A 26,577-nucleotide genomic window follows, 5' to 3' on the forward strand; every position below is an offset into this window, starting at 1 on the left:
TTGCGCACTACGCTGTAGTTCTGCGGTGTCTGCGATTCCAACAAGCGGACTGCCAGGACAATCGATAAACCCCGGCCCGCTGCGACCCAGGCGAGCACTTCCTCGAGTTCCTAGAAATGCGCGGTCGCAGAGAGTTGCGGCAGATCGATAGCCAGTACCCGCCTGGACCAGGTGGCGAAGAAATCGCTCTCGTCATAGGTGATGAAGCTTTCGTTGAGTAGCGAGAAGTTGAGTAGCGAGAAGTCGAGTAGCCGCGAACCTGCCGCGTTCGACCGCCCTGGCGACACTGAAGGCGACGGAAAGGACTTCAAGCAGCACGTGGCGCCTTATGCGGCACCGGTGGCCCAGGAAACATACCGGTTGCTGCGCGATGTCGGCTTTCGCACGCCGTTGGAGTCGCGCCAGCCGAGCGCAAGCATGCAAGTGCTTATTTACCGTATGAGGCCAGGAACGGAGCCGTGCTTTGAAGCCGCCTTACGTGCCGCCTTGCGCGTTCTGGAAGGCACTTCCGATGCCCGGCGCACAACGTGTGGTATCGGTTGGTAGTCGGCGGTGCGCAACCGACGTATGTTCTGCAGATAGCAAGGCCGGACTGGGCGAGTTACGACCGCTTTCACCGCAGTGTTCCTGAGCTCCTGGCCGGTCAACCCGCAGCATTGGCAGATGATGTTGCCGCGGTGAAGGAGATCGAGAGTGAAACCTGGACGCATCGCCGAGCATTGAACTATCTGCCTTGAACGGCTCCCATGCGTTATGCAAGGGAGCCGTCGATATTTAAGCAAGAATGCCCAGCTTCTTGCCGACCTTGGTAAATGCGGCGATGGCATGATCGAGGTGCTCGCGCGTATGCGCCGCGCTCATTTGCGTACGGATACGCGCCTGGCCTTGCGGTACGACGGGGTAGAAGAATCCGGTGACATAGATACCTTCGTCGAGCAGCTCCGCGGCCATGGCTTGTGCTTTCTTTGCGTCATAAACCATGACCGGCACGATCGGATGCACGCCGGGCTTGATGTCGAAGCCGACACGGGTCATCTGCTCGCGGAAATAACGCGTGTTCTCCTTGACGCGATCGCGCAGATCGCCCGCCGCGGCGAGCATGTCGAACACCTTAATGGCGGCGGCGACGACGTGCGGGGGAAGCGAGTTGGAGAACAGATAGGGGCGTGAACGCTGGCGCAGCATCTCGATGACTTCCGCTCGGCCTGTGGTAAATCCGCCGAGCGCGCCACCGAGCGCTTTACCCAGCGTGCCGGTGAAAATGTCGATCTTGTCCATGACGCCATTCACCTCGGCCGAGCCGCGGCCGGTGTCGCCAAGAAAGCCGGTGCAATGGCATTCGTCGATATGCACCAGGGCGTTGTATTGCTTGGCCAGGGCGGTGATCTTGTCCAGCGGCGCAATAAAGCCGTCCATCGAGAACGCGCCGTCGGAGGTGATGAGCTTGGTGCGCGCACCGGCTGCATCCGCTGCCTTCAGTTGCTGCTCAAGATCGGCCATGTCGCAGTTGGCGTAGCGGAAACGCTTGGCCTTGCAGAGGCGAATACCGTCGATGATCGAAGCGTGGTTCAGGGCATCGGAAACGATGGCGTCTTCTTCGCCCAGCAGCGGTTCGAACAAGCCGCCATTGGCATCGAAGCAGGCGGCATAAAGAATGGTGTCTTCGGTGCCGAAGAAATCTGCGATCTTCTTTTCCAGCTGCTTGTGCAGGTCTTGCGTGCCGCAGATGAAGCGCACGGAAGCCATGCCGAAGCCGTGAGTGTCCAGCGCATCCTTCGCTGCCTGGATGACGTCCGGATGATCGGCCAGGCCCAGATAGTTGTTGGCACAGAAATTAAGCACCTTGCGGCCGCCTTCGAGTTCGATCTGCGCCGACTGCGGCGATACGATGATGCGCTCGGCCTTGAACAAGCCCTGTTCGCGGATGGATTCGAGTTCTGCGCTGTAACGGGTTTGGCCTGGGTAGCTCATGGGGATAGGACTGCGCGGCTGTGGAAACCCTGATTATGGACGAGGGGTGAGCTGCGGACAATTTGCGGGAGCGGCCGATTGGTCGCCTCCCGCGCCTCCGATCAGTGCAGGCCGAAGTCCACTCGGGTGGTTTTACCGCCGTCGTCGATACCCTTGGCATCCAGCTTGGGTGCGGAAATAAATACGCGGTTGTCGGGCACCTTGCCGCGCAACCATTGCCGTACCGCGTCAGCGCGCCGTTCGGCAAGGTGGCGTAATGCATCCTGGTCGACCGGCATGTTTTCCTCCAGCAGTCGCTGCATCTCCTCGGGGGGCTGCGATTTGGTCAGGCCGACGATGTTGCGCTCCTTCTTGAACTTGGCGTGCTTATAGGCCTTTTCCAGGTAGCGATCGCGTTGCTCCTGGGTCATTGCTGCCTGGGACGGAGTATCGGTGTCCTCGTCGTTGCCAGCCTCATGGCGGATCAGGTCCTCGACCATCTCATGGCGCAAGCCTTTTTCGTCGTAGGCCGGGTCGATACGGCCGACGATATCGAGGTTGAGCGACGATTTGTCAGTGAGAACCTTGACGATCTTTTCGAGGCGCGCAGTGCTGTCGGCTGTCAGCTTGCTCGAGCCTGGAGCGAACTCGACATAGCCGAGGTCCTGGCCTCCACTGCCGCCTCCGCCGAAAGCGGAGGCCAGCAGTTTGAATGGTGCGGTGGCCGCCTTGGCGATCAGGTTGACGATGGCGCGCCAGACCAAGCTGCCGACGCTGAAGTGCGGGTCGTTAAGCGAGCCCGATACCGGCACGTGTACGTCGATGCGGCCTTGCGAATCCTTCAATAGCGCCACTGTCAGCTTGACGGGCAAATGGCTGACGCCGGGTCCTTCGATGCGATCGCCGAAGGTCAACTGATCGATGAAAATATGATTGTCCGCCGTCAGCTTGCCCTGGTCGAGCAGGTAGTGCACGTCGACATTGAGTCGGCCCTTGGTGATCGGATAGCCGGCGTATTTGCCCGAGTAGGGCGATAGATGGGTCAACTCCACACCATCGGCCTTGGCCTTGATATCCAGGAAAGCCACGGGTGCCAGTGGGTTGATCGAACCGGCGATTTCGACAGGTGCGTTGTCGTCGAGCTGGCCGTTGAGATTGAGTTCGGCCGGAGCGCCCGTTGCGGCGGTGCCGATCGTACCGACCTTACCTTCCAGTTGGGTGATGTTGGCGGTGTAGTTTGGCTTGATGAAGTTGTCGGTATAGTTCAACTGGCCGCGTGTGACGGCGATGCCGCCGATACGGATCTCCGGCGGCGGGCCGGTTGGGGCCGAGGATGCGCTGGCCGGTGCGACTTGCGCCGTACTGGCCGCCGGCGCCGGCGGCGGTGAAGGCGGATTGGCCGGCGTATTGCCGTCCTGTGCGCGGGTCACCGATACAGGCGCCACTTCTTCGGGGCTGGCAACGACATCCTGCAGGTTCAGCCGGCCATTGGCGTTGATGATGACGCGTGCGTAGAAGTCGTCGAGCGACAGGCCACCGATATCCACATTCGGCGCGCCTTCGCCCATGCGTATATGCATGTTCGACGCGGTGAGATGGGTCCAGCGCAGGAACTCGTCGTTGGTCGCCTTATCCAGTACACGCACGCGGCCCAGCGTGGCTTGTCCCTGGTAGGCGATGCGCGCCGGTTGCTTGCCTCGGTCGCTGTAACGCACCCGGCCGTTCATGCCGAGTTGCGCGCTGACGATATGCACATTCAGCGGCACGCTGATCAGCGATTCGAATGGTGCGATATCCAGTCGGGCGCTCTTGATGCGCAGATCGGCATCGAGCGGCTCGGGCTTGACGGTGCCGGTTGCGGCAAAGGTTCCCTTGCCGACGCTGCCGCTCAAGTCGAGCTTGAGCGGCCGATGCATATTGTCCGAAAGTCCGTCGATGCCGAACTTGCTGGCCTTCAACACGACCTGCGCGCGCTTACCGGTCGCGGTGTCATCGCGGAAGGTCACGGTGCCGTCATCCAGGCCGAGATGCGCCACGCTCCAGCGGAACGGCGCGGTTGCCGTTTGTCCATGCGGTGCCGGCTTGCTCGGCATCATGAGGTCGGTCAGATCGATACGGCCATTGTGCAGGCGCCTTACATCGACTTTCAGGCCGCTTACCGTCAGGCTGTTCAGATGCGCCTGGCCGCCGGCCAGATCGAAGTTCGCGATATCGGCATGCATGTTTTGCCATGCGACAGGCGTACTGCGTCCGTTCTTGGCGGCAAGTGCGAATCCATTGAGACTCGCTTGCGCCGGCTCGAGATGCACATTGAGCGAAGGGCTCCAGGTGGCCAGCATCTGCCCGTCGGCATCGATCGTGCCGGCACTGATCTGTCCGTTGAGCATCGGCGGTGCCAGCGGCAGCAAGTCGGCCAAGGCGACACCCTTGAGGCTCAGCTTGCCGGAGTAGCGGCTCGCGGCGATGTCCAGTTGCCCATTCAGCGCAGCACTGCCGCCGGCCAGTTGAGTGGCGATGTCCACACTGGCCGGCGGTCCGGCAACGGTCGACACATGGCGCAGGCTGCCGTGCAGGTTGTCCAGTATCAGATGTGCCGGTGTCTTGCCGCTGGTGTCGTCGTAGTCCAGGCGCGAGCTTTGCACATTGAGCGTGGCGATGTGTACCTGGGTAGGCGGCGAGGGCGAGTTGCTGGGCGGCGAGGGCGCCATCAAGGCATCGAAATTGCTGTGTCCGCCAGGCAGCTTGGCGTAGCGCAACTTGGCGCGTTCCAGGTTCAGTGCGGCCAGGCGATAGCGCGAAAGCAACGGTTCGACATCGTCGAGCGTCGCGGTGGCCTGTCCCAGGTCGAGCAGCGGAGTGCCATCGTGATTGGCGAGCTTGAAATCCTCCAAGGAGAGCATGCCGTCCAGGCGGAGCTGCGGCGTGTCATTGGCGGTAATGAAGTGCAACTGCAACTGGCCGGACAGCTTGCCGTCGGGAATCGCAACCGGCAGTTTCGACGGCGCGTAGCTCAGGTAGCGTGGCAGATCCAGCTTGTCCAATTTGAAGTTCATCACGGATTCGCGGCTGTTCGCGAACGGCTTGGTCTGCCCATCGATGCGCAGTGGGCTGCCATCTGCGCGCAAGGCCAGCAGCGGTTGCACGAAGACATCCACGCGGCTGGGCGTGTTAGCGATGAAGGGGATGCCCAGTTCCAATTGGTCGAAGCGATGTTGAGCGTCGAGCACGCGGTCATCGAGCCGGATATCGCCGTTATGAACGCTGATATTGGCGATCGCGAAGCGTGTCGGCGGCGATGGCGGCTCGCCCGGCTGGGCGGCGAAGCGTTCGACGATGTCGCTGAAGTTGAAGGTCTGCGGTGCCGTGCGCACCAGACTGAGTTGCGGATGCTGCAGCGTTACCTCGTCCAGCACCGGGGCGCGCTTGAATACAGCGGCCCAGGACGCGTCGACAACGACACTGTCGACGTCGACGAAGGGAGCCTTGTCGCCCGGCTCGCCGATATGTAGCTTGTCCAGCTGCATGCGTAGCGTGTACGGGTTCAGGTGCACCGCGCCCACCGTAACCGGTCTGCCCAGTGCGCTGCTGGCGCGGCTTTGCAACTGGCTCTTGATGATCGACGGGGCAGCAAGGAAGCCGAAGAGGCCGAACAGCACGATGACGATCGCGAGGATCGACAGCGTCTTGCGCAGGCGGTGAGAGCGATACAGCTTGGCGGCGCGTTCACGGCCGATGGTCAGGCGGGAAGGGCTCGGGCGAGTGGGGTCGCTCATGGCGTCGATGCTCCTCTGTCGCGGACCGAATGGGTATGCGGCGCTGCTGCCGCACGCTTCCTTGGAACAGCCGGCCTGCTCGAGGTTGGAGTGTAGCCAAGAGCCCCCGTCATCCCAACCCTCTCCCCCGGCAAAGCCAGGAGAGAAGGTTGGGATGACGGGGGCTCTGCGGCACATAAAAAAGGCCGCGAACCCGCGGCCTTCTTTGCAACTCACGTGTTGCCGTTCAATTCCAGGAGCAAACGACTTTTCCGCAGTTGCCGGCATCCATCAGGTCGAACCCTCGCTGGAAATCGTCGATGGCGATCTGGTGCGTCAGCACCTTCTGCAGCGGGAATCCCGTCAGCACCATCTGGGTCATCTTGTACCAGGTTTCGTACATGCGACGGCCATAGATGCCTTGCAGGGTGAGGCCCTTGAAGATCACCTTGTCCCAGTCGATACCTGCGCCCTTGGGCATGATGCCGAGCATGGCGATCTTGCCGCCGTGGTACATGCATTCGAGCATATCGTTGAAGGCGCGCGGATTGCCGCTCATTTCCAGGCCGACGTCGAAGCCTTCGATGTGCAAATCCTTGACCGTGTCCTTGAGCGACTGCTTGGACACGTTGACCACGCGGGTGGCTCCCATGTCGGCAGCCAGCTTGAGGCGATAGTCGTTGACGTCGGTGACTACCACATTGCGTGCGCCCACGTGCTTGGCAATACCGGCGGCGATGATACCGATCGGGCCGGCGCCCGTAATCAGCACATCTTCGCCGATCAGGTCGAACTCGAGCGCGCAGTGGGCAGCGTTACCGTAGGGGTCGAAGAAGGCAGCCAGTTCGGACGGAATCTGATCCGGGATCGGCCACAGATTCGATGCCGGCATGGTCATGTATTCGGCGAAGGCGCCGTTGCGGTTAACACCGATGCCGACCGTGTTCGGGCACAGGTGCTGGCGACCGGCGCGGCAGTTGCGGCAGTGCCCGCAGACGATGTGGCCTTCGGCCGAAACGCGGTCACCGACCTTGTAGCCCGTGACGCCAGGGCCGATCTCGGCAATGCGCCCGACGAATTCGTGGCCGATGGTCAGGCCCGGCTTGATGGTGCGCTGGGACCATTCGTCCCACTTGTAGATGTGCAGGTCTGTGCCGCAGATGGCGGTTTTTTCCATCTTGATCAGTACTTCGTTCGGGCCGACCTCCGGCACCGGCACTTCTTCCAACCAGATACCCTGCTCGGGCTTGCGCTTGACCAGGGCTTTCATCGTCTGCTGCATGTGCTTTCAATCCCAAGCTGGCCCGTGGGGACGGGCGGAATTCCACAATTATAAGGAATCGGGGCATTCCTAGGCGGTCTTCGTGCAGTGCAGCGTTGCCGCCCCCGGCCCGAGCGCTTATGGTCGCAGGTTTCTACGTCCCTGGATTCGGTAAGGAAACACGATGGATTTGAAGCGATTGCTGCTCCCGGCTGTGATGGCCATGGGCTGGGCTGGCGTAGCCGACGCAGACGAAGGGATGTGGCTACCTTCGCAGTTGCCTAAGATCGCCGGGCCTCTGCGAGCCGCCGGGTTCGGTGGCGATCCGTCCGATCTGGCCGATCTGACCCGGCCGCCGCTGAGCGCGGTGGTAAAGGTGGGGGGCGCGACAGGCGCTTTCGTGAGCGAAGACGGGCTGGTATTGACCAACCATCACGTGGCTTTTGGTGTTATCCAGTACAACAGCACGCCGCAGCGCGACCTGATCGAGGATGGCTACGTCGCCCTCGATCGAGGCCTGGAACTGCCTGCCAGCCCCGACTTCCGCTTGCGGGTCACTACCGGTTTCGACAACGTGACCGATCGTATCCTGGCGGCGGCACAGGGCAAGACCGGCCGCGCCTACTACGACGCCATCGACAGCGCCGGCAAGGCGCTTGTGGCCGAGTGCGAACGCGAGGCGGGGTTACGCTGCAGTGTCGTGAATATGTTCTACGGCAGCGATTTTTACCTGGTCAAGCAATTGGAGTTGCGTGATCTGCGCTTGGTTTATGCGCCGCCGCGTGCGATCGGCAATTACGGTGACGAGGTGGATAATTTTGTCTGGCCGCGCCATAGCGGCGATTTCACTGTGCTGCGTGCCTACGTGGGGCCCGATGGCAAGCCGGCCGACTACGCCAAGGAGAACAGACCCTATCGCCCGCCGGCGCATTTGAAGCTCGCGACCGAGGGCGTCAAGCACGGCGACTACGTCATGTTGGCCGGTTATCCGGGTATCACCTATCGTCACCGCAGTGCGGCGGAGTTCGACGATCAAGTGCGTTGGCGCCTGCCGACGACGGTTGCTGTGCTCAAGCAATTACAGACCGTGGTCGAGAGCATGGGAGCGAGCGACCCGCAGGCAGCGATCCGATATGCCGCGCAATTGCAATCGCTGAAGAACAACATCAAGCGCTTCAGCGGCGAACTGGATGGACTGGAACGCAGCCACGCTGTCGCTACGCGTCATGCTGACGAAGCCGCCATGCTCGCGTGGCTTGCGCAGCAACCTCAGGGGGCCGGAGAGCGCCGCCGGATCGATGAAGCGGCGGCGGTGATCGAGGCCGGCAAGCAGGTGCGCGAGCGCGATCTGCTGCTTGGCCTGATCGCGACGCAGACGCAACTGCTGCGCGGCGCGCTGAATATCGAAAGGTTGGCATTGGAGCGGCCCAAGCCCGATGCTGAACGCGAAAGCGGCTATCAGCGACGCGATGAGGAACTGATCGCCAGCCAGCTGCGTCAGGTCAGCCGTCGCTACGATCCGGCGGTGGAGAAAGCCTTGCTGTCCACCCTGCTGCTGCGTTACCAACGGTTGCCGGCCGCACAGCATTTGCCCGAGTTCGATCGGGTCTTTGGGCGCACGTCGGACGAACTGATGCAAGCGCTCGACCGCCTTTATGCACATACGCGGCTTGGCGATGAAGCCGAGCGCCTGCGTCTCTTTGCCGCGGCTCCGGAAACGCTGCATCGCAGCGACGATGCCTTGCTGGATGCTGCACGCCAGTTGCAGCCAGCCATGTTGCGCATGGACGACGAGCGCAAGGCGCGCGAGGGCGATTTGCTGCGGTTGCGGCCCGCCTATATGAAGGCGTGGATCGCCTATCGGCAGACGCAAGGGCGTGCGATCTACCCCGATGCCAACGGCACGCTGCGCGTGAGTTACGGCAAGGTCACCCCCTTGGCGGTGCGCGACGCGGTCGCTTATGCGCCGATGACTACGGTAGCTGGCATTGTCGAGAAGAACACCGGCAAGTCTCCGTTCGATGCGCCGCGTCCGCTGCTGGACGCGATCGCCAAAGGCGACTTTGGCGCTTATGCCGATCCGGACAGTCATGCCATGCCGGTGAACTTCCTCAGCAACCTGGATACCACCGGCGGCAACTCCGGCTCGCCCGTGCTCAATGCACGCGGAGAACTGGTCGGCCTGAATTTCGACAGCAACTGGGAAGCGGTCAGTGCCAGCTGGATGTACGACCCTCGCTACAAGCGCGCCATCCACGTCGACATGCGCTACATGCGTTGGTTGATGGACAAGGTCTATCCGGCACCGAAGCTGCTGGAAGAGCTCGGCGTGCCTGTGCATTAGCTCGATGGCGACGGCAATGACTTCCGGACCAGGAGTCATCGTCGCCGCCGGGCTAGCATCGCAACACTCCCATTGCCCGCGTAGGAACGTTCATGACCTTCACCCGTCGCCAGTTCCTCGGCTCCGCCTTGCCTGTCGGAGCGCTCGCTCTGACCGCCTACGCTGGCTCATCGACCGGCTTGCTGGCCAAAGATGCGTCGGCTGCCCCACCGGCCATGCCCGATCGGACGGTGGTGCTTGCCGGCGACAGCATCCTGCTGAAGCCGCAGGCCTATGCCGATCTGTTGCAGTCGCTTTTGCAGAAGCATGACCAAGCGAACGACTTCTATCTCAAGGGCGGCGCTGTGACCGAGCTGGAGGCGAAGTTCTCCGCACTGTTGGGCAAGGAGGATACGGTGATGCTGCCGACCGGCACCCTGGCCAACCACATTGCGGTGCGCCTGCTTTGCGGCGACGCGCGTCATGCCTTGGTGCAGGAAGAAAGCCATCTGTATCGTGACGAGGCCGACTCGGTGCCGATCCTGAGCGGCATCAATCTCGTACCGTTGGCTACCGGCAAGGCCGCGCCGACGCTGGAAGAGATGAAAGCGGCGATCGATCGTGCGGAAATCGGCCCTTATCCGATCAAGGTCGGAGCGATTGCCTTGGAGAGCCCGGTGCGCCGCGCGGATGGCGCGACAGTGCCGCCTGAACTGATCGCCGATATTGCCACGATCGCACGAGCCAAAGGCATCGGTATGCATCTGGATGGCGCGCGGTTGCTGCTCATGAGCGGCATGCCGGGTTTCGATCCGAAGCGTTACTGCGCACCCTTCGATACAGTTTATGTGTCGCTCTACAAGTATCTCAACGCGCCGTATGGCGGCGTGCTCTCCGGGCCGAAGGCTTTGATGGACAAGGCGCGCCAGATGCGGCACATCTTCGGCGGCACTTTGTTGCACGGCTGGCAGGCCGCCTTGCCCGCGCTCGATGCGCTGGACGGTTTCACCGAGCGTTTTGCCGCTGTGCGCACTGCTGGCGATCGCTTGCTCGATCGGTTGAACAAGACTTCCGGCTTCAAGGTTCGCCGTGTCGAGCACGGCAGCAACATCGCGTTCGTGGATATTTCGGCCAAGCGGCTTGCTGGCCTGGAGGAGCGCCTCAAGCGCGCTGACATCCACATCCAGAAAGTGCTGGGTGACAGCCTGGAGCTTACGTTCAACGAGAGCTTGCTGCGCCAGAGCACCGACGAACTGGTTGCAGCATTCGCCGGGGGCTAGCCGTAACGCATTACAATACGCGGATGTCGCTAGATCGCCGTCCGCTTGCCATCTTCCTGATGGGCCCCACCGCTTCCGGAAAAACCGCGCTCGCCTGCCAATTGAGCGAGCGCTTTCCGGTGGATCTGGTGAGCGTGGATTCGGCCTTGGTATATCGCGGGCTCGACATCGGTTCGGCCAAGCCGGATGCCGCTACGCTGGCCCGCTATCCCCACGCGTTGATCGATATCCGCGATCCGGCGTCGCCGTATTCGGCGGCGGATTTCCGCGCCGATGCGACTCTGGCGATGCAGGCGATTACGGCGCGCGGCCGGGTGCCGCTACTGGTCGGCGGCACGGGACTGTACTTTCGCGCTCTGCAGCGCGGGCTATCGGCCTTGCCCGAAGCCGACCCGGCAGTACGCGAGCGGCTCACTGCCGAAGCGCAGGTGCAGGGTTGGCCGGCGCTGCACCGGCGTCTTGCAGCATTGGACCCGACGGCAGCCGCGCGTATCGGTCCGAACGATGCCCAGCGCTTGCAGCGCGCGCTCGAGGTCATCGAGCTGACCGGGCGCCGGTTGTCGGAGCAGCAACAGGGCGGCAGCGGAGAGTTTTTTCCTTGGCGGGTGCTGAAGCTGGCACTGCTGCCGGACGATCGTAGCCGCTTGCATGCACGTATCGCAGAACGCTTCGATGCCATCGTCGCGGCCGGTTTGCTGCGCGAGGTGCGAACTCTGCGGGCACGTGGCGATCTGCATGCCGATCTGCCGGCGATTCGGGCGGTCGGTTATCGGCAGGCCTGGGAGCACCTCGATGGGCGGACGGACTTTGCAACATTTCGCGACCACGGCATTTTCGCCACCCGTCAACTGGCCAAGCGGCAAATCACCTGGCTGCGTAGCGAGCTGGATGCCCGTGCGCTCGACCCGGACCGGGACGATTTGCGCAGTCGGGCAGAGGATGCCTTGCAATTGTTCCTCGCCGGCTCAATATGACAACAATGGTCGGCTCGGCTGGGGCCAGGCGGGCCAGGCGCACGGATAGCCCTTGGGTTTTCCGTACGCTACGGATTTCTCTTTCAAGATCAATTTAAAAGCGGTTAATATTCCTTCGCCTTGGGTCGGGGCGCTCTGCACGCGCCTTTTCTCCGGCCTATTCGAAAGCGAGGGGAGAACAACAATGTCCAAAGGGCAGTCTTTGCAAGATCCATTTCTTAACGCTTTGCGTCGCGAACGCATCCCGGTCGCCATCTACCTCGTCAACGGTATCAAGTTGCAGGGAACGATCGAGTCGTTCGACCAGTTCGTGGTATTGCTGCGCAACCAGGTGAGCCAGATGGTCTATAAGCACGCCATCTCCACCGTGGTGCCCAGTCGTAATGTCCGCGTCGGCAACGGTCACGATGGCCATGGCGACGCACCCGTCGGATCCGCCGAGGCGGAAGGTTGATTCACTCTGTTTGATCGTCAAAAGAAAGGCGAACGTGCCGTGCTCGTCCTCCCGCATTCGCGCGGCGAGGGCGATTCGGTACGTCGGGCCGATGAATTCGCCGAGCTGGCGAAGTCGGCCGGCGCGGAAATCCTGGGCAGCATTCCTGCCCGTATCGATACCCCCAATCCGCGTTACTACATAGGCACCGGCAAGGCCGAAGAGGTCGCCGAGGCCGTGCGGGCGCTGGGCGCCGATCTGGTCCTGGTCGATCACCTGCTGAGCCCCGTCCAGGAGCGCAATCTCGAGAAGCTGCTCAATATCCGGGTGGTCGACCGTGCCGGGCTGATCCTGGACATCTTCGCCCAGCGTGCGCGCTCGCACGAAGGCAAGCTGGAAGTGGAACTGGCCCAGCTCAAGCACCTGGCGACCCGCCTGGTGCGCGGCTGGACCCATCTGGACAGCCAGCGCGGCGGTGCCATCGGCAATCGAGGCCCAGGCGAAACGCAGCTGGAAACCGACCGTCGCCTGCTCGCCGAGCGGGTGAAAATGTTGACCAAACGTTTGGAAAAGGTGCAGACCCAGCGCGGCCAGCAGCGTCGTGCACGTCTGCGCAATACCGTGCCGCGAGTCGCCCTGGTGGGCTATACCAATGCTGGAAAGTCCACGCTTTTCAATGCATTGACCCAAGGCGAGGTCTATGCGGCCGACCAGTTGTTCGCGACGCTCGATCCGACCGTACGCAAACTGGACGGCCTGTCCTGTGGCCCGGCGGTGTTGGCCGATACGGTGGGTTTCGTGCGCGACTTGCCGCACGATCTGGTGGCGGCTTTCCGCGGCACCCTGGCCGAGGCGCGCGATGCCGATCTGTTGCTGCATGTCTGCGATGCGGCGGACGAGGAGCGCGACCGGTTGCGCGATGTAGTGAACCACGTCCTCGATGAGATCGAGGCCGGTGACTTGCCGCAGCTGCGGGTCATGAACAAGATCGACCTGGCCGGTGTGGCGCCGCGGATCGATCGTGACGACGAGGGCCGGCCGACGCAGGTCTGGTTGTCGGCCGCACAAGGCCTGGGTCTGGATCTGCTCCGCCAGGCTCTCGGCGAGCTGCTGGGCGGCGATCGCGTGCGCTCGCAACTTCGCCTGCCGTTGTCCGCGGGCCGCCTGCATGCACGCCTGAAGGCGGCCGGTGCGATCGTCGACGAAGCTTTCGACGAGGAGGGCTGGCAGCTCAGCATCGATGCGCCGCGCAGCGTCATCGCGCCGCTCAGCGGCGGGTCGGATGCCGCATTGTTGCGGGATCTGCTCGGCGGTGCAGCGCAGGAGTGATCTCCTTCGCTCAGCCTTGAACGCCCGATAGTCGCCCGCTTCCACCCTCGCTCAGCCAAACCGGGTCAAGGGAGCTGCGGCGGGACGCAAGTTCGCAGCGCCTCTGCCACGTCCATCTGTTAGACTGTGCGTTGTTTTGCGGCAACGCCCCCGTGCCCCAATGCCACAGCCCGTACAACGAGTTTTCCGGCCACTGTTGCCGGCCTCCCTGCGGCCTCAAGGAGACTGACCATGGCCTGGAACGAACCTGGAAACAACGGGCAACGCGACCCCTGGAATAAGAACAACAACCGCCCGGGCAACAAATCGGGACTGGACGATCTCCTGCGGCAGCTGCGCGACCGTTTCGGCAAGCTCGGCGGCGGTGCGGGCGGTGTCTTTACCATTGTCCTGGCCTTGTTGCTGGCCTGGTTGCTGCTCAGCAGCTATGTGGTTGTCGATGCGCGACAGGCCGGTGTCGTGCTGCGCTTCGGTCAGTACAACCGTACGTTGGGTCCGGGCTTTCATTTCAAGCTGCCGCGTCCGATCGAAAGCGTGACCAAGGTGGGTATCACCGAGATCCGCTCGGTCTCGGACAAGGTGCGCATGCTGACCTCCGACGAGAACATCATTTCGGTCGACTTCAACGTGCAGTATCAAGTCTCCGACGCACGCCAGTACCTGTTCTCGCTCAGCGGCCAGCCCGAGGACACCTTGCAGCAGGCGGCTGAAGCGGCCGTGCGCACGGTGGTCGGTGCGAATGTGATGGACAACGTCCTTACCAGCCAGAACGACCAGGCTGCGGTGGCGAGCATCGACCCGGCTGCCGCGACAAGCGCAGCGGCAGCCGCCAATAGCGCAGGTGCTGCCGCCGTTGGGGCGCACGAGACACGCGAGACCTTGCAGCAACAGACGCGCGACATCCTGCAAGCCACACTCGATAACTACCATTCCGGCATGACGGTGACCGAGGTGAGCTTCCAGAATGTAGCTCCGCCGCAGGAGGTCAAGGACGCCTTCGACGATGTCAACGCCGCGCGCGAAGACAAACAGGCGACCGAGAACCAGGCGCGTGCCGTGGCCAGCAAGATCGTGCCGGAAGCGCGCGGCGATGCGTCGCGTATCCTGGCGCAGGCGCAAGGTTACAACGCCGAGCGTGTGGCCCGTGCCACCGGTGACGCGGCGCGCTTCGATCTGATCCTGAAGGAATACAAGGCTGCACCCGAGGTCACGCGCAAGCGCCTGTGGCTCGAAACGGTTGAGAACGTCATGTCGAACAACCCCAAGGTGCTCGATGGCAGCGGCGGCCGCAACATGATCTACCTGCCGCTCGAGCGTATGAGCAGCAAGGACATGCCCGGTGTAGGTGCGGTGATGCAGCAGCCTGGCGACATGAGCGGCAAGGAGAAGCAGCCATGAAATTTCTGACCGCCATCCTGGTCGTGCTCCTCGTCATGCTGGGCTTCAACAGCATGTATGTAGTCAAGGAAGGGCAGACCGCCCTGGTTCTGCAATTCGGGCGCATCGTACGTACCGACAATGAGACGGGCCTGCACTTCAAGCTGCCGCTGATCCAGCAGCGCTTGTTGTTCGACAGCCGCATCATGTCGCTGGATGCGCAGCCGGAGCGCTATTTCACTTCCGAAAAGAAAAGCGTCAACGTCGATTTCTATGTGAAGTGGCGCATTGCCGACAGCGCGGCGTATTACCGCGCAACCACCGGGTCGGATCTGCAGGCGGCCAACCGTCTCACGCCGCTGGTCAAGAACGCGCTGCGCCAGGAGTTCAACGGCCGCACCTTGCAGGAACTGATTACCGCCGGCCGCAAGGACATTACCGAGCGTGTGCGTACGGATACCGATGCGATTGCCGAGAAGAACCTGGGCATCGACGTGGTCGATGTGCGCATCAAGCGCATCGAGCTGCCGGATGAAGTGAGCGAGTCGGTCTATAAGCGCATGCGCGCCGAACGTCTGCAATTGGCCAACGAACTGCGATCCACCGGCCAGCAGGCTTACACCACCATTCAAGCGGACGCCGAACGCCAGGTCCAGGTGATCAAGGCCGACGCCGAGCGCGATGCGGCCAAGGTCCGCGGCGAGGGCGACGCGCAGGCCGCGGCGATCTACGCCCAGGCTTACGGCCAGGATCCGGAATTCTTTGCTTTCTACCGTAGCCTTTCGGCTTACCGTGACTCCTTCAAGGATGGCAAGGGCGTGCTGGTGCTCAAGCCGGACTCGGAATTCCTGCGTTACTTCAACGACGGCGCTGCTAAACACTGAGCGCGCCGTCCTGTGCGGGGCAGGGTCGCGGAGCGGCCCTGCCTGCGTGTGGCCGGATGGAACCGGGCGTCACTTTTCGCAAAAAACGTTTTCACTATCCTTAGGGGTCCTAAGAACACCCCTGTCAATCGAGCGAGACAATCATGGGTAAGTCAGTCGTTATCCTTGGTGCCCAGTGGGGCGACGAAGGCAAAGGCAAGATCGTCGATCTGCTGACCGAGCGCGTCGGCGCGGTAGCGCGTTTCCAGGGCGGCCACAATGCCGGCCATACGCTGGTGATCAAGGGCAAGAAGACCGTCTTGCACCTGATTCCCTCGGGCATTCTGCGCGACGATGCGTTGTGCCTGATCGGCAATGGCGTGGTGCTGTCGCCGACCGCGCTCAAGCAGGAAATCGAAGAGCTCGAAGCGCAGGGCGTGAACGTGCGTCCGCGCCTGAAAATCAGCCCGGCTACGCCGCTGATCATGCCGTACCACATCGCCGTCGATAAGGCGCGCGAACTGGCCGCCGGCGGCAAGGCGATCGGCACGACCGGCCGCGGCATCGGCCCGGCGTACGAAGACAAGGTCGCTCGCCGCGGCGTTCGCGTGGCCGACCTGATGTATCCGCACGAACTGCCCGATCAACTCAAGGCCGTGGTCGAATACCACAACTTTGTGCTCACCCAGTGGCTCAAGGCCGATGCGATCGATTATCAGCAGGTGCTGGACGAAGCCCTGAGCTGGGGCGAGTTCCTCAAGCCGATGGTCGACGATGTCGCCACCATCCTGCATGACGTGCGCCGCGATGGCGGCAACATCCTGTTCGAAGGCGCGCAGGGCGCACTGCTGGATATCGATCACGGTACCTATCCCTACGTCACCTCGTCCAACACCACGGTTGGCGGCGCGTTGGCCGGTACTGGCGTCGGCGCTGGCGATATCGACTACGTACTCGGTATCTGCAAGGCCTACGCCACGCGGGTGGGTGGCGGTCCTTTCCCGACCGAACTCGACGACGAGATGGGCGAGCGGCTGCGCCGCGTGGGCAACGAGTTCGGTGCCAGCACCGGTCGTCCGCGCCGCTGCGGCTGGATCGACCTGGTGGCGCTCAAGCGCGCCGTGCAGATCAACGGTATCAACGGTCTGGCCATCACCAAGCTCGACGTGCTCGACGGCTTGGCGAGCATCAAGGTCTGTATCGCGTACGAATACCGCGGCAAGCGCCGCGAGCTGGCGCCGCTGGACGCCGACGGTTGGGCCGAGTGCAAGCCGGTGTACCTCGAATTCCCAGGCTGGGAAGAATCGACCGCGGGCATTCGCGACTGGAACAAGCTGCCGCCGGCCGCGCGTGCCTATCTGCGTGCCGTGGAGGAACTGTCCGGCTGCCGTCTGGCCTTGGTGGCCACCGGCGCGGATCGCGAAGACACGATCGTGCTCGACGATCCCTTTGCGTAAGCCTGATTCCCCTCCCTTGCTTGCAGGGGAGGGGATCGGAACGCAAGCCCGACTGTCCGCCGGACGCGTACATTGTCCGCGGACAACGGCACAGGCGTGAAACACATTCAAAGAAATGGCTCTGCCATGCGGTTTAACAGGCATCGGCGCGGTTGGCACAAGGTTTGCCATATAGGGGATGAAAGCGCTCATCCACCGCTGCAAAGGAGTCACGCCATGAAATTCGAAAACATCTTCCTGCCGAGCCTGTTTGCCGTCTGCTCATTCGTTTGCGCGTTCGTGCTCGGGTCCATGCTGGCCTGATGTCGCTGCGCGGGCACCGGGTTTAACGGCATGCGATGCGCGAGGTTATCGTTCGAAGAGCAAGGCGTCGTCGTCGATCGATTCGCGTAGCAACATCGCCCGGTCCGTTTCATAGTTATGCGTGACGCGCCAAACACCGGCGCGACCCTGACGCGGCATGGCACGGCCACCGCGGCGTACATAGCCTGAGCTGAGCTGGTCGAGGATGGTTTCTTCGAGTCGCAGGCCCGGCGGAGCGCGCGGTGTGCTCACCGCGATACCTTGGCTGTTCATATGATTGAGCAAGCGGCAAACGTAAGTGGCGGCGATATCGACCTTGAGCGTCCACGAAGCGTTGGCATAACCAAAAATAACCGCCATGTTCGGTGTGTCCTGCAACAGCACGCTCTTGTAGGTCATTAACTCGCTGGCCACGCGCGGTACGCCGTCGACATCCAGCGTCATGCCGCCGAGCGATTGCAATTGAAAGCCTGTTGCCGACACCACGATGTCGGCGTCTAGCTGCCGCCCCGATTGCAGGCGGATACCGTGCGCGGTGAACGTGTCGATGGTGTCGGTGAGGACAGAGACCTTGCCCTCGCGAATGGCCTTGAACAGATCGCCATCGGGTACGGCGCAAGGACGCTGCTCCCATGGTGCATAGCGTGGCGTGAAATCGTCCAGGTTTGCCTGTCCTGCCAATTGCCGGCCAGCTGCCTTGCGCAGCAAGGCGCCGACTTGCTGTGGCCAGCGTTGCGCGGCTTTATAGATGAAACGCTGCAGGGCGATATTGCGCTTACGTGCCAGGCGATAGACCCAGGCGGCTGGCAGAATGTATTTCAGCACAGCTGAAATCTTGTCGCGCGAAGGAATGGAAAAAATGTAGGTCGGCGAGCGCTGCAACATGATCACATGCGCAGCATCGATGGCCATCGCAGGCACGATAGTGACGGCCGTCGCCCCGCTACCGATGACGACGACGCGTTTACCACGGTAGTCCAGGTCTTCAGGCCAGTGCTGTGGATGGACGACACACCCCTGAAACGCCGATAGCCCCGGATAGTCGGGCAGGTAGCCGTCGTCGTAGCGGTAATAGCCGGTGCAGGCTATAAGGAAGCGGCACTCCAGCGTCGACAGCAAGCCCGTAGCCACGCTCCGCACTGTCACGGTCCAGTTTCGGCGTTCGCTCGACCACGTGGCGTGGATAGCATCGACGCCATAGCGGACCGCACGATCGATACCGTATTCGCGCGCCGTTTCTTCGATATAGCGGCGGATCGAAGGCCCGTCGGCTAATACTTTCAGCTCGTTCCAGGGGCGGAAGGCATAGCCGAACGTGAGCATGTCCGAGTCCGACCGTACCCCAGGGTAGCGAAACAGATCCCAGGTGCCACCGAGTGCCTGGCGTCGTTCCAACAGACCCACCCGCTTGCCTGGGCAGTCGCGCGCGAGGTGGCAAGCCATGCCGATGCCGGACAAGCCGGCACCGAGGATCAGGATATCGTACTGCCCGTCGTCCGTTGCCGCCTCGACCATGCGCCAACCCCCCGCCTGAGTCCCAATGCAGGGTAGCGCGGTTCCGGGGCGCCGGCGCTAATTGCGGATAGACTCTTTGGCCTATCCATCACCTTGCGGTTCGTTCCGATGGCAGGCAGCATCGACACAGACGATTTCCACGCGCAGGGCTTTTGCATTCTGGCGCCGTTGATATCCAGCACTTTATGCGATCGATTATGCGAGCGGCTTGGACTACTCGATGCGCGTCGTCCCGGTAGCCGTCGATTGCTCGGACTCGAGCCCGTCGCGCACGCTGCCGCGGCGATCGGCTCTCATCCTTCGGTGCGGCCTTTGCTCGCCGAGAGAGCAAAGGCCGTGCAATGCACTTTATTCATCAAGGATGTCACGACCAACTGGTCCGTAACGCCGCATCAGGATCTGAGTATTCCGGTGCGCAAACGCCTGGATGTACCGGGTTGGTCCGGGTGGTCGGTCAAGGAAGGCGTGTTGTTTGTACAACCGCCTGTGGCGGTGCTGGAGCAACTGGTCGCCGTGCGTTTGCAGCTCGATCATGATTCTGAGGCCACCGGGCCGCTGGAAGTCGTAGCGGGAACGCACCGATTGGGGCGATTGCCGAGCGGCGACGTGTCGCGATGGGCATCTCAAGGAACGGTGCGTTGTGTGGTTCCGCGCGGTGGCGCCTTGGCGATGCGTCCTTTGATCGTACACACCTCCGGCAAGTCGACCGGTGGCGTGCGCCGGGTACTGCATTTCCTATTCGGGCCGCCGTTGCCGGCCGGATTATGCTGGGCGGACTAGTTGCCGATATTCATCCATTCGTCCCGTGTTCGTAGCGATAACGAAGAGGGCAGAGGCAGTTTTTAACCGTGATGGGAGTGCTCGCGGTGGCCCTGCACGGTATCAGTCGAAAAACGTCGCCGAGAAAATCGCTGCCAGCATGGCCTGGGCGTTTTCTTCCGGCAGCTCTTTGGGCATGCACGCATTGAAGAAGCGTACACCGTCGATCAGCGCCATGGTGCCGAAGGCGAGGTCCTGGCCCGGCACCGGCAAGGTCTTTTCCATCACTTTGCAGAACTGCTCGATGAAGTAGCCGATGGTGTCGCGCTTTTCCAGCAGCAGAGCATTGAGGCGGGTGCGGAATTTGGGGTCGCGGAGGGCGCACAGGCGTGCTTCGGCCCACAAAGCGAAGCTGGTGTCGCCGCAATAAGCCTGCAAGTAGAACGCCGACAGTTGGGCCTGCATGTCTTTCTTCGGCAGGCCGGCGTCGAGGATGGCCTGCAAGCCTTGCTGGATATCGTGGTGATCGCGCTTGAGCAACTCGATGAACAGGTCGGTTTTGCTGCCGAAGTTGGAATAGAACGCGCCGCGTGTATAGCCGGCATGGGCAGCGATGTCTTCCACGCTGCTGCCAGTCAGGCCTTTCTTGGCAATGATCGTCGCCCCCGACTCGAGCAGGCGCTCGCGGGTCTGGTCACGGCTTTCTTCTCGGGTAAGTCGCTTACGTGGCATGAAGCCATGCTATCACGGCGGTCGTTACTTGCATCCGGATGCCATATTGAATTCAGATACATATCTGTATTAGTGTGCATAGTCGTATCCATGACGCCTCCTTGAAGGCGCCCCTTTTTTGCAGGAGAGGCAAGTGAACGAGCGGATATCCCAGTCGTTGGGCCGCCTATGCGCGCTCAGGCCCCTGGCGGTTCTGCCAGCTCTGGCCATGCTGGCCGCCTGCAGCAGGCCGGCACCGGAAGTAAGTGCGCCCCGGCCAGTCATTGCCATGCCGGCACAGGCAGCCGACGGGGTCGCTAAGAGGCGCTTTCCCGGCGAAGTGCACGCACGCTACGAAATGCCGCTGTCGTTCCGTATTCCCGGGCAATTGATCGAGCGGACGGCGCGGTTGGGCGATGCCGTCAAGAAAGGCCAGGTGCTGGCTCGCCTGGACGATGCCGATGCAGGCCGGAACTTGGCATCGGCACAGGCGACATTGGCGGCGGCAGAGCATCGGTTCGAATTCGCAACACAGCAACGTGACCGTGACGATGCCCAAGCCAAAGCCAATCTCATCAGTCAACTGCAATGGGAACAGACGCACGACGCTTATGCCGCTGCGTTGGCCGCGCGCGATCAGGCGCGACAGCAGGTGGCCTTGGCGCAGAACCAGTCGCGCTATACCGCGCTGGTAGCCGATCGCGACGGCCGTATCACCAGCGAACAAGCTGAAGTCGGTCAAGTTGTGGCGGCAGGGCAGGCGGTATTCGGTTTCGCCTGGTCGGGCGAGCGCGACGTGTTTTTCGATGTCCCTGAAGGCACCGTGGCCGACCTGCGTGCCGGACAAGAAGCCGAGGTCACCGTGTCGGCCTGGCCCGGGCGCAGCTTCGCCGGGCGCGTTCGCGACATATCGCCTGCCGCCGATCCGCAAACACGGACCTATCGGGTGAAGCTTGCACTCGACAACGCCGCCGCCGAGTTGCCATTAGGCATGACAGCACAGGTGTCTTTGTCGGCAGCCACTGCCTCGGGGATAAGACTGCCCGCGACTGCGCTGTTTCATCGTGACGAGCAGCCGGCGGTGTGGGTTTTGAAGCCAGCCGATGCCACCCTGGAACTTCGCCCGGTGCATGTGGCGCGCTACGGCGAACGCGACGTACTGGTGGATCGGGGGCTGCATCCGGGCGAGCAGGTGGTGATGCAAGGCGTCCACACGGTGAGTGCCGGCGAAAAGGTCACGCCGATCGCGCCACCGCATCCGGAGGACGCCCCGTGAGCGAAGAAGGGCGTTTCAATCTATCGGCCTGGACCTTGCGCCATCGCTCGCTGGTGTTCTTTGCGATGGTCATGGTCGCACTGTTCGGCATGCTTTCTTATAGCCGCTTATCGCAATCGGAGGACCCGCCGTTTACCTTCAAAGTCATGGTGATCCAGACCTTCTGGCCTGGGGCCGATGCCAAGCAAATGCAGGAGCAGGTAACCGATCGCATTTCGCGCAAGCTGCAAGAGACCGCATCGATCGATTTTCTGCGCAGTTATTCGCGTCCCGGCGAGTCGTTGATCTTCTTCAACATCAAGGATTCGGCACCGGCTTCCGTGGTGCCGGAGACCTGGTATCAGGTTCGCAAGAAGGTCGGCGATATTGCAGCCCAGTTGCCGCCGGGCGTGCAGGGGCCGTTCTTCAACGACGAGTTCGGCGATGTCTACACGAACATCTATGCCCTCGAGGGCGACGGCTTCAGCCCGGCGCAACTGCACGACTATGCCGACCAGTTGCGCGCCGAACTATTGCGCGTGCCCGGTGTGGGCAAGGTCGACTACTTCGGCGACCAGAACCAGCACATCTATGTCGAGATCGCCAATACGCAGTTGTCCAAGCTGGGTATCACGCCGCAGCAGATTGCCGCGGCCATCGGACAGCAGAACGCCGTCGCCGCTACGGGGGTGATTACCAGCGCGGATGACCGTGTCTTCGTACGCCCCAGCGGACAGTTCGAACGTGCCGATGCACTGGCCGACACGCTCTTGCGCATCGGCGGCCGCAGTTTTCGCCTGGGCGATATCGCCACCATCCGTCGTGGTTATGACGACCCGCCCAGTCAGCAAGTGCGTTTCATGTCCAAGCCGGTGCTCGGTATCGGCGTAACGATGCAAGCGGGCAATGACGTGATCCAGCTCGGCAAGGCGCTGGACAAAGCCGTCGCTGGCCTGCAGCAGCGACTTCCTGCCGGACTGATGCTCGCCCCGGTGACCAGCATGCCGTATGCGGTATCGCATTCGGTCGACGATTTCCTTGAATCGGTTGCCGAAGCGGTGGGGATCGTATTGCTTGTGAGCTTGCTGAGCCTGGGATTCCGCACGGGCATGGTGGTGGTGATCTCCATTCCTTTCGTGCTGGCGGCTACCGCGTTATGCATGGATATCTTCGACATCGGCTTGCATAAGGTCTCATTGGGAACGCTTATCCTTGCGCTGGGCCTGCTGGTAGACGATGCAATCATCGCGGTAGAGATGATGTCGGTAAAGCTGGAGCAGGGGTGGAGCCGTGTGCGCGCGGCTGCTTTCGCGTACACCAGCACGGCGTTTCCCATGCTTACCGGTACCCTGGTCACGGTGTCCGGTTTCCTGCCGATCGCACTGGCCAAATCGGGTACCGGCGAATACACCCGATCGATCTTCGAAGTTTCGGCTATTGCGTTATTGGTATCCTGGCTTGCGGCGGTGATCGTCATACCGCTATTGGGCTATCACTTGCTGCCCGAACATCATGCGCGACCGAAGCCAGGCGAGGAGTGGTGGGCACGATGGTTGCCGCAGCGGTGGAACGACCGGCGCAAGGCCGCGCATGCCGCCATTGTGCATCACGAAGGCGATATCGAGATCTACGATACGGCGTTCTATCGACGCTTCCGTAGCTGGCTCGATGTCTGCTTGCGGCATCGCTACGTTGTGCTTGCACTGACGGTAGCTTTGTTCGTCGTCTCGCTGGCCGGCTTTGGCCTGGTGCCCAAGCAGTTCTTCCCGAGTTCCGATCGAGCCGAGTTGCTTGTCGATCTGCGCTTGCCGGAAGGTGCGTCGTTCGAGGCGACGTTGCGTCAGGTCAAACGTTTCGAGCAGGCACTGGCCGGCCGCCCGGAGGTCGACAGCTACGTCAGCTTCGTAGGGAGCGGAGCACCGCGATTCTACTTGCCTTTGGACCAGCAGTTGGGGCAGCCGAACTTTGCTCAGTTCGTTATCACCGCCAAGGACGTCAAGCAGCGAGAGCAACTGGCGAAGAATCTCGATGCACTGCTGCAGCATGATTTTGCCGCTGTGCGCACGCGCGTCAGTCGATTGGAGAACGGGCCGCCGGTGGGTTTCCCGGTGCAGTTCCGCGTCAACGGCGACGATATCGCCAAGGTTCGCGGTATCGCCGAACAGGTCGCAGCTGTCATGCGCAAGGATCCACGCACGGAACATGTGCAATTCGACTGGGACGAGCCGGGGCAGCGCTCGGTCCGCTTCGAGATCGATCAGGCTCGGGCACGCCAGTTGGGCGTGAGCTCGCAGGACATCTCCAACTTCCTGGCCATGTCGCTTTCCGGCGTAACGGTGAGCCAGTACCGCGAACGCGACAAGCTGATCGCCATCGATTTGCGGGCTCCGAAAGACGAGCGTGTGCATCCGGACCGTATCGAGCAGCTCGCATTACCCACACCCGGCGGCACGGCTATCCCGTTGGCGCAATTGGGGAGTGTGCGCTATGGGCTGGAATACGGCGTGATCTGGGAACGCGATCGGCAGCCGTCGATCAATGTGCAGGCCGACACGCGCGGCGGTGCGCAGGGGTTGGATGTGACCGATGCGATCGACAAGCAGCTCGATACGCTGCGCCAGCATTTGCCCGTGGGCTATCGCATCGAGGTCGGCGGCTCGGTGGAGCAGAATCAGAAGGCGCAGGGATCGATCAACGCACAGATGCCGTTGATGATCATTGCCGTGTTGAGCTTGCTGATGATCCAGCTGCAAAGTATCGGCCGCACGCTCATGGTGGTGCTGACCGCGCCGCTCGGGCTGATCGGTGTGATTGGATCGTTGCTGTTGTTCGGCCAGCCGTTCGGCTTCGTGGCCATGCTGGGTACGATCGCCATGTTCGGCATCATCATGCGTAACTCGGTAATCCTTGTAGATCAGATCGAGCAGGATATCCGCGCGGGCCATCCGCGTTGGGAGGCGATCGTCGGCGCGACCGTGCGTCGCTTCCGGCCGATTACCTTGACCGCGGCGGCTGCCGTTCTTGCACTGATTCCGCTCTTGCGCAGCAATTTCTTTGGTCCCATGGCTACGGCATTGATGGGCGGCATTACCGTCGCGACCGTGCTTACGCTGTTCTACTTGCCTGCGCTCTACGCCGCGTGGTTTCGCATCCGCGACGACGAGCCGGCGCAGGAGGCCATTCCATGAAGCCCGCCATTCCTCTCCTCGTTACCGTCAGCGTGGCGTTGGCAGGCTGTGCGCTGGCGCCGCCGGCATCGCCGCCAGCGTTGCCGATGCCTGCCGCATACGTCGCCGACCTCGCCTCGTCGTCCCCCATCGGTACGCCCGGTACCTTGCAGCAGGTCGTACCGGGAGAGCGTCCCGTCACCGATTGGTGGAGAGCCTTCGGTTCGGACAAGCTGAACGCATGGGTCGATGAGGGCCTTAAAAACAATCCTTCGCTGGAGGCGGCACGCCATACCTTGGAGGCGGTGCGACAACAGTATCGCGCCACTGTCGGCGACAACTTGCTACCTTCGCTCGATGCGCAGGGACAGGTGAGCCGACAGCGTGCGTTGGGATTGCCGGAATTCGGTCCACCGACCAATCTGTATAACGTCTACGCTGGCCAGTTGAGTCTGAATTACAACTTCGATGTCTTCGGTGCGGCGCGCTATGGAGTCAAGCAGGCACGCGCACAAGTAGATGTGCAATCGTATCAACTGGAAGCCGTACGCCGCGCCTTGGCGGCAAACATAGTGATTGCCGCCATCAACGCATCGGCGGCGGCTGAGCAAGTCGATGCCGCGGCGCGGCTGGCTCAACTGGCCCATGCTCAGGCCGATCTGGCAGACAGGGCGTATGCGCTCGGGGCGGCATCGCACGACGACGCGCTGACAGCGCGACAGAACGCAGCCAACGCGGATGCGGCGCTTCCCGGTCTGCGCGCACAGGCGCTGAAGGCGCGCCACGCTTTGGCAGTTTATATGGGGCGTACGCCCGATCGTGCGCCCGACCCGCTACCGCTCTCGCAATGGCAATGGCCCGCGGCCATCCCTTTGAGCGTGCCATCGGATCTGCTGGAACAGCGTCCCGATGTGCAGGTCGCGGCGGCTTCGTTACGCGCCGCATCTGCGCAGGTCGGTATAGCCACGGCAAACATGTTTCCGCATATCGCATTATCGGCCTCGACCGGCTCGGCCGCGTTCAAGGATTCGGCATTGTTCGGTGCCGGCTCAGGCATCTGGAGTGCGGGCTTGTCGCTGGCGCAGCCGATCTTCCATGGTGGTGCGTTACGCGCACAACGCAAGGCGGCAGTGGCCGAGTACGAAGCCAGTGTCGCGCAATACCGGCAAACGGTGCTCAATGCGTTTCAGAACGTAGCCGATACGTTAGTAGCACTGGAACAGGACGCCGAGGCCTGGTACGCCGCGCATGAAGCTGCGAGCCTGGCGCATGAATCCTTCGACCAGACTCAGGGACGGTACCGTCTTGGCGCGGTGCCCTACGTGCTGCAGTTGAGTAGCGAACAGCGTTGGGAGAACGCGCGCCTGGCAGAGATCCAGGCGACCGCGGCGCGATTGGTGGATACCGCGGCGCTCTTCCACTCCATGGGTGAGCCGCCGCGGAACCTCGGACAGGCGCACGAATCGATTCAGGCTGTTTCGGGGCGGTAAGTGCCGGCGACGATCCAAGCTGCCAGGGCGATGGCCGCCGAGATAAAGAAGGCGGTGAAGGACATGCGGTCGGCCCGGGTTACCAGTGCCGGTCCCCAGACCAGCAGGGTGATGATGCTCAGCATGAGGGCTTCCAGGGTGGCTGCCAGGCGTGCTTGGTAACCGGAAAGGATCGCCAGGCAGGCAAGGATGTTGGCTGCGCCCGTGAGCCAGGCCCAACCGGCCGGAAAAGGCAGCCAGGACGGTACCAGCTCCACTGTCTGCGGAAGATAGATGAAATGCGCCAGGCCGATAGTCGGCAGGCTGAGAGCGAACAACCGTCGTGCATAGCGGATACCGTCCTTGCCGGCGAGGCGGGAAGCCGTATCGGCATGTTCC

Annotated in this window: 20 protein-coding genes; 13 read left to right on the top strand and 7 right to left on the bottom strand. The window is 62.2% G+C overall.

Features of this window, described 5'->3' with window-relative positions:
- Nucleotides 1–110 precede the first annotated feature (110 nt).
- Nucleotides 111–311: a hypothetical protein gene (locus tag VIM98_RS12600; RefSeq protein ID WP_331993458.1), complete on the bottom strand. Its 201-nt coding sequence runs from the start codon at nucleotides 309–311 to the stop codon at nucleotides 111–113.
- Nucleotides 312–527: 216 nt separating this feature from the next.
- Between VIM98_RS12600 and VIM98_RS12605 the strand changes: the two genes are divergently transcribed.
- Entirely contained in the window at nucleotides 528–737 is a 210-nt protein-coding gene (locus tag VIM98_RS12605) for a hypothetical protein (RefSeq protein ID WP_331993459.1), read from the top strand.
- Between the two features lie 37 nt (nucleotides 738–774).
- Here VIM98_RS12605 and kbl read toward each other — a convergent pair whose 3' ends face one another.
- The 3 genes from kbl to tdh all read right to left on the bottom strand — a co-directional run bounded on the left by kbl (nucleotide 775) and on the right by tdh (nucleotide 6,972).
- Nucleotides 775–1,971 (bottom strand): glycine C-acetyltransferase, encoded by a 1,197-nt coding sequence (gene kbl, locus VIM98_RS12610; RefSeq protein WP_331993460.1) that lies wholly within the window; start codon nucleotides 1,969–1,971, stop codon nucleotides 775–777.
- Nucleotides 1,972–2,072: 101 nt separating this feature from the next.
- Complete coding sequence (locus tag VIM98_RS12615) at nucleotides 2,073–5,723, bottom strand: DUF748 domain-containing protein (protein WP_331993461.1); 3,651 nt, start codon at nucleotides 5,721–5,723, stop codon at nucleotides 2,073–2,075.
- Nucleotides 5,724–5,949: 226 nt separating this feature from the next.
- On the bottom strand, nucleotides 5,950–6,972 hold the full coding sequence (gene tdh / locus VIM98_RS12620; protein WP_331993476.1) for an L-threonine 3-dehydrogenase: 1,023 nt from the start codon (nucleotides 6,970–6,972) through the stop codon (nucleotides 5,950–5,952).
- Between the two features lie 175 nt (nucleotides 6,973–7,147).
- Between tdh and VIM98_RS12625 the strand changes: the two genes are divergently transcribed.
- The 8 genes from VIM98_RS12625 (at nucleotide 7,148) to VIM98_RS12660 (ending at nucleotide 16,999) form a co-directional block, all read left to right on the top strand.
- Nucleotides 7,148–9,307 carry a S46 family peptidase gene (locus tag VIM98_RS12625; RefSeq protein ID WP_331993462.1) on the top strand — a complete coding sequence of 720 codons (2,160 nt, stop codon included), beginning with the start codon at nucleotides 7,148–7,150 and terminating at the stop codon, nucleotides 9,305–9,307.
- Nucleotides 9,308–9,399: 92 nt separating this feature from the next.
- Complete coding sequence (locus tag VIM98_RS12630) at nucleotides 9,400–10,566, top strand: threonine aldolase family protein (RefSeq protein WP_331993463.1); 1,167 nt, start codon at nucleotides 9,400–9,402, stop codon at nucleotides 10,564–10,566.
- A 23-nt stretch (nucleotides 10,567–10,589) separates the two neighbouring features.
- A complete protein-coding gene (gene miaA / locus VIM98_RS12635; protein WP_331993464.1) occupies nucleotides 10,590–11,540 on the top strand; it encodes a tRNA (adenosine(37)-N6)-dimethylallyltransferase MiaA in 951 nt (316 codons plus the stop codon).
- A gap of 184 nt (nucleotides 11,541–11,724) precedes the next feature.
- Nucleotides 11,725–11,994 carry an RNA chaperone Hfq gene (gene hfq / locus VIM98_RS12640; RefSeq protein ID WP_331993465.1) on the top strand — a complete coding sequence of 90 codons (270 nt, stop codon included), beginning with the start codon at nucleotides 11,725–11,727 and terminating at the stop codon, nucleotides 11,992–11,994.
- A 6-nt stretch (nucleotides 11,995–12,000) separates the two neighbouring features.
- Nucleotides 12,001–13,302, top strand: coding sequence for a ribosome rescue GTPase HflX (gene hflX, locus VIM98_RS12645; protein ID WP_331993477.1), 1,302 nt, complete (start codon nucleotides 12,001–12,003; stop codon nucleotides 13,300–13,302).
- 231 nt (nucleotides 13,303–13,533) lie between these two features.
- On the top strand, nucleotides 13,534–14,700 hold the full coding sequence (hflK, locus tag VIM98_RS12650) for an FtsH protease activity modulator HflK (protein WP_331993466.1): 1,167 nt from the start codon (nucleotides 13,534–13,536) through the stop codon (nucleotides 14,698–14,700).
- Complete coding sequence (hflC, locus tag VIM98_RS12655; RefSeq protein ID WP_331993467.1) at nucleotides 14,697–15,563, top strand: protease modulator HflC; 867 nt, start codon at nucleotides 14,697–14,699, stop codon at nucleotides 15,561–15,563. Before hflK ends, hflC begins: the two co-directional genes overlap by 4 nt.
- A 143-nt stretch (nucleotides 15,564–15,706) precedes the next feature.
- A complete protein-coding gene (locus VIM98_RS12660; protein WP_331993468.1) occupies nucleotides 15,707–16,999 on the top strand; it encodes an adenylosuccinate synthase in 1,293 nt (430 codons plus the stop codon).
- 348 nt (nucleotides 17,000–17,347) lie between these two features.
- Here VIM98_RS12660 and VIM98_RS12665 read toward each other — a convergent pair whose 3' ends face one another.
- Nucleotides 17,348–18,817 carry an NAD(P)/FAD-dependent oxidoreductase gene (locus VIM98_RS12665; RefSeq protein WP_331993469.1) on the bottom strand — a complete coding sequence of 490 codons (1,470 nt, stop codon included), beginning with the start codon at nucleotides 18,815–18,817 and terminating at the stop codon, nucleotides 17,348–17,350.
- A gap of 108 nt (nucleotides 18,818–18,925) precedes the next feature.
- On the opposite strand from VIM98_RS12665, the gene VIM98_RS12670 reads away from it, so the two are divergent.
- Entirely contained in the window at nucleotides 18,926–19,597 is a 672-nt protein-coding gene (locus tag VIM98_RS12670) for a phytanoyl-CoA dioxygenase family protein (RefSeq protein WP_331993470.1), read from the top strand.
- 102 nt (nucleotides 19,598–19,699) lie between these two features.
- Here the strand turns inward: VIM98_RS12670 and VIM98_RS12675 are convergent, their stop codons facing one another.
- On the bottom strand, nucleotides 19,700–20,308 hold the full coding sequence (locus tag VIM98_RS12675) for a TetR/AcrR family transcriptional regulator (protein ID WP_331993471.1): 609 nt from the start codon (nucleotides 20,306–20,308) through the stop codon (nucleotides 19,700–19,702).
- 133 nt (nucleotides 20,309–20,441) lie between these two features.
- On the opposite strand from VIM98_RS12675, the gene VIM98_RS12680 reads away from it, so the two are divergent.
- The 3 genes from VIM98_RS12680 to VIM98_RS12690 are packed head-to-tail and all read left to right on the top strand — an operon-like array spanning nucleotide 20,442 to nucleotide 26,199.
- Nucleotides 20,442–21,563, top strand: coding sequence for an efflux RND transporter periplasmic adaptor subunit (locus VIM98_RS12680; protein ID WP_331993472.1), 1,122 nt, complete (start codon nucleotides 20,442–20,444; stop codon nucleotides 21,561–21,563).
- A complete protein-coding gene (locus VIM98_RS12685) occupies nucleotides 21,560–24,730 on the top strand; it encodes an efflux RND transporter permease subunit (RefSeq protein ID WP_331993473.1) in 3,171 nt (1,056 codons plus the stop codon). Before VIM98_RS12680 ends, VIM98_RS12685 begins: the two co-directional genes overlap by 4 nt.
- Nucleotides 24,727–26,199 (top strand): efflux transporter outer membrane subunit, encoded by a 1,473-nt coding sequence (locus VIM98_RS12690; protein WP_331993474.1) that lies wholly within the window; start codon nucleotides 24,727–24,729, stop codon nucleotides 26,197–26,199. The genes VIM98_RS12685 and VIM98_RS12690 overlap by 4 nt, the downstream gene beginning before the upstream one ends.
- Here the strand turns inward: VIM98_RS12690 and VIM98_RS12695 are convergent.
- Nucleotides 26,178–26,577: DoxX family membrane protein (locus tag VIM98_RS12695; RefSeq protein ID WP_331993475.1), on the bottom strand; the 400-nt coding region annotated here is incomplete at its 5' end. The two genes, VIM98_RS12690 and VIM98_RS12695, sit on opposite strands and share 22 nt — an antisense overlap.

Origin of the sequence: Dyella sp. (assembly GCF_036568765.1) — a bacterium.
In the GTDB taxonomy this organism is placed as follows: domain Bacteria; phylum Pseudomonadota; class Gammaproteobacteria; order Xanthomonadales; family Rhodanobacteraceae; genus GSA-30.

What these genes read in the sequence shown, in the direction of transcription:
- kbl (WP_331993460.1), bottom strand. Translation starts at nt 1,971, where the DNA reads ATGAGCTACCCAGGCCAAACCCGTTACAGCGCAGAACTCGAATCCATC.
- VIM98_RS12615 (WP_331993461.1), bottom strand. Translation starts at nt 5,723, where the DNA reads ATGAGCGACCCCACTCGCCCGAGCCCTTCCCGCCTGACCATCGGCCGT.
- tdh (WP_331993476.1), bottom strand. Translation starts at nt 6,972, where the DNA reads ATGAAAGCCCTGGTCAAGCGCAAGCCCGAGCAGGGTATCTGGTTGGAA.
- VIM98_RS12625 (WP_331993462.1), top strand. Translation starts at nt 7,148, where the DNA reads ATGGATTTGAAGCGATTGCTGCTCCCGGCTGTGATGGCCATGGGCTGG.
- VIM98_RS12630 (WP_331993463.1), top strand. Translation starts at nt 9,400, where the DNA reads ATGACCTTCACCCGTCGCCAGTTCCTCGGCTCCGCCTTGCCTGTCGGA.
- miaA (WP_331993464.1), top strand. Translation starts at nt 10,590, where the DNA reads ATGTCGCTAGATCGCCGTCCGCTTGCCATCTTCCTGATGGGCCCCACC.
- hfq (WP_331993465.1), top strand. Translation starts at nt 11,725, where the DNA reads ATGTCCAAAGGGCAGTCTTTGCAAGATCCATTTCTTAACGCTTTGCGT.
- hflK (WP_331993466.1), top strand. Translation starts at nt 13,534, where the DNA reads ATGGCCTGGAACGAACCTGGAAACAACGGGCAACGCGACCCCTGGAAT.
- hflC (WP_331993467.1), top strand. Translation starts at nt 14,697, where the DNA reads ATGAAATTTCTGACCGCCATCCTGGTCGTGCTCCTCGTCATGCTGGGC.
- VIM98_RS12660 (WP_331993468.1), top strand. Translation starts at nt 15,707, where the DNA reads ATGGGTAAGTCAGTCGTTATCCTTGGTGCCCAGTGGGGCGACGAAGGC.
- VIM98_RS12665 (WP_331993469.1), bottom strand. Translation starts at nt 18,817, where the DNA reads ATGGTCGAGGCGGCAACGGACGACGGGCAGTACGATATCCTGATCCTC.
- VIM98_RS12670 (WP_331993470.1), top strand. Translation starts at nt 18,926, where the DNA reads ATGGCAGGCAGCATCGACACAGACGATTTCCACGCGCAGGGCTTTTGC.
- VIM98_RS12675 (WP_331993471.1), bottom strand. Translation starts at nt 20,308, where the DNA reads ATGCCACGTAAGCGACTTACCCGAGAAGAAAGCCGTGACCAGACCCGC.
- VIM98_RS12690 (WP_331993474.1), top strand. Translation starts at nt 24,727, where the DNA reads ATGAAGCCCGCCATTCCTCTCCTCGTTACCGTCAGCGTGGCGTTGGCA.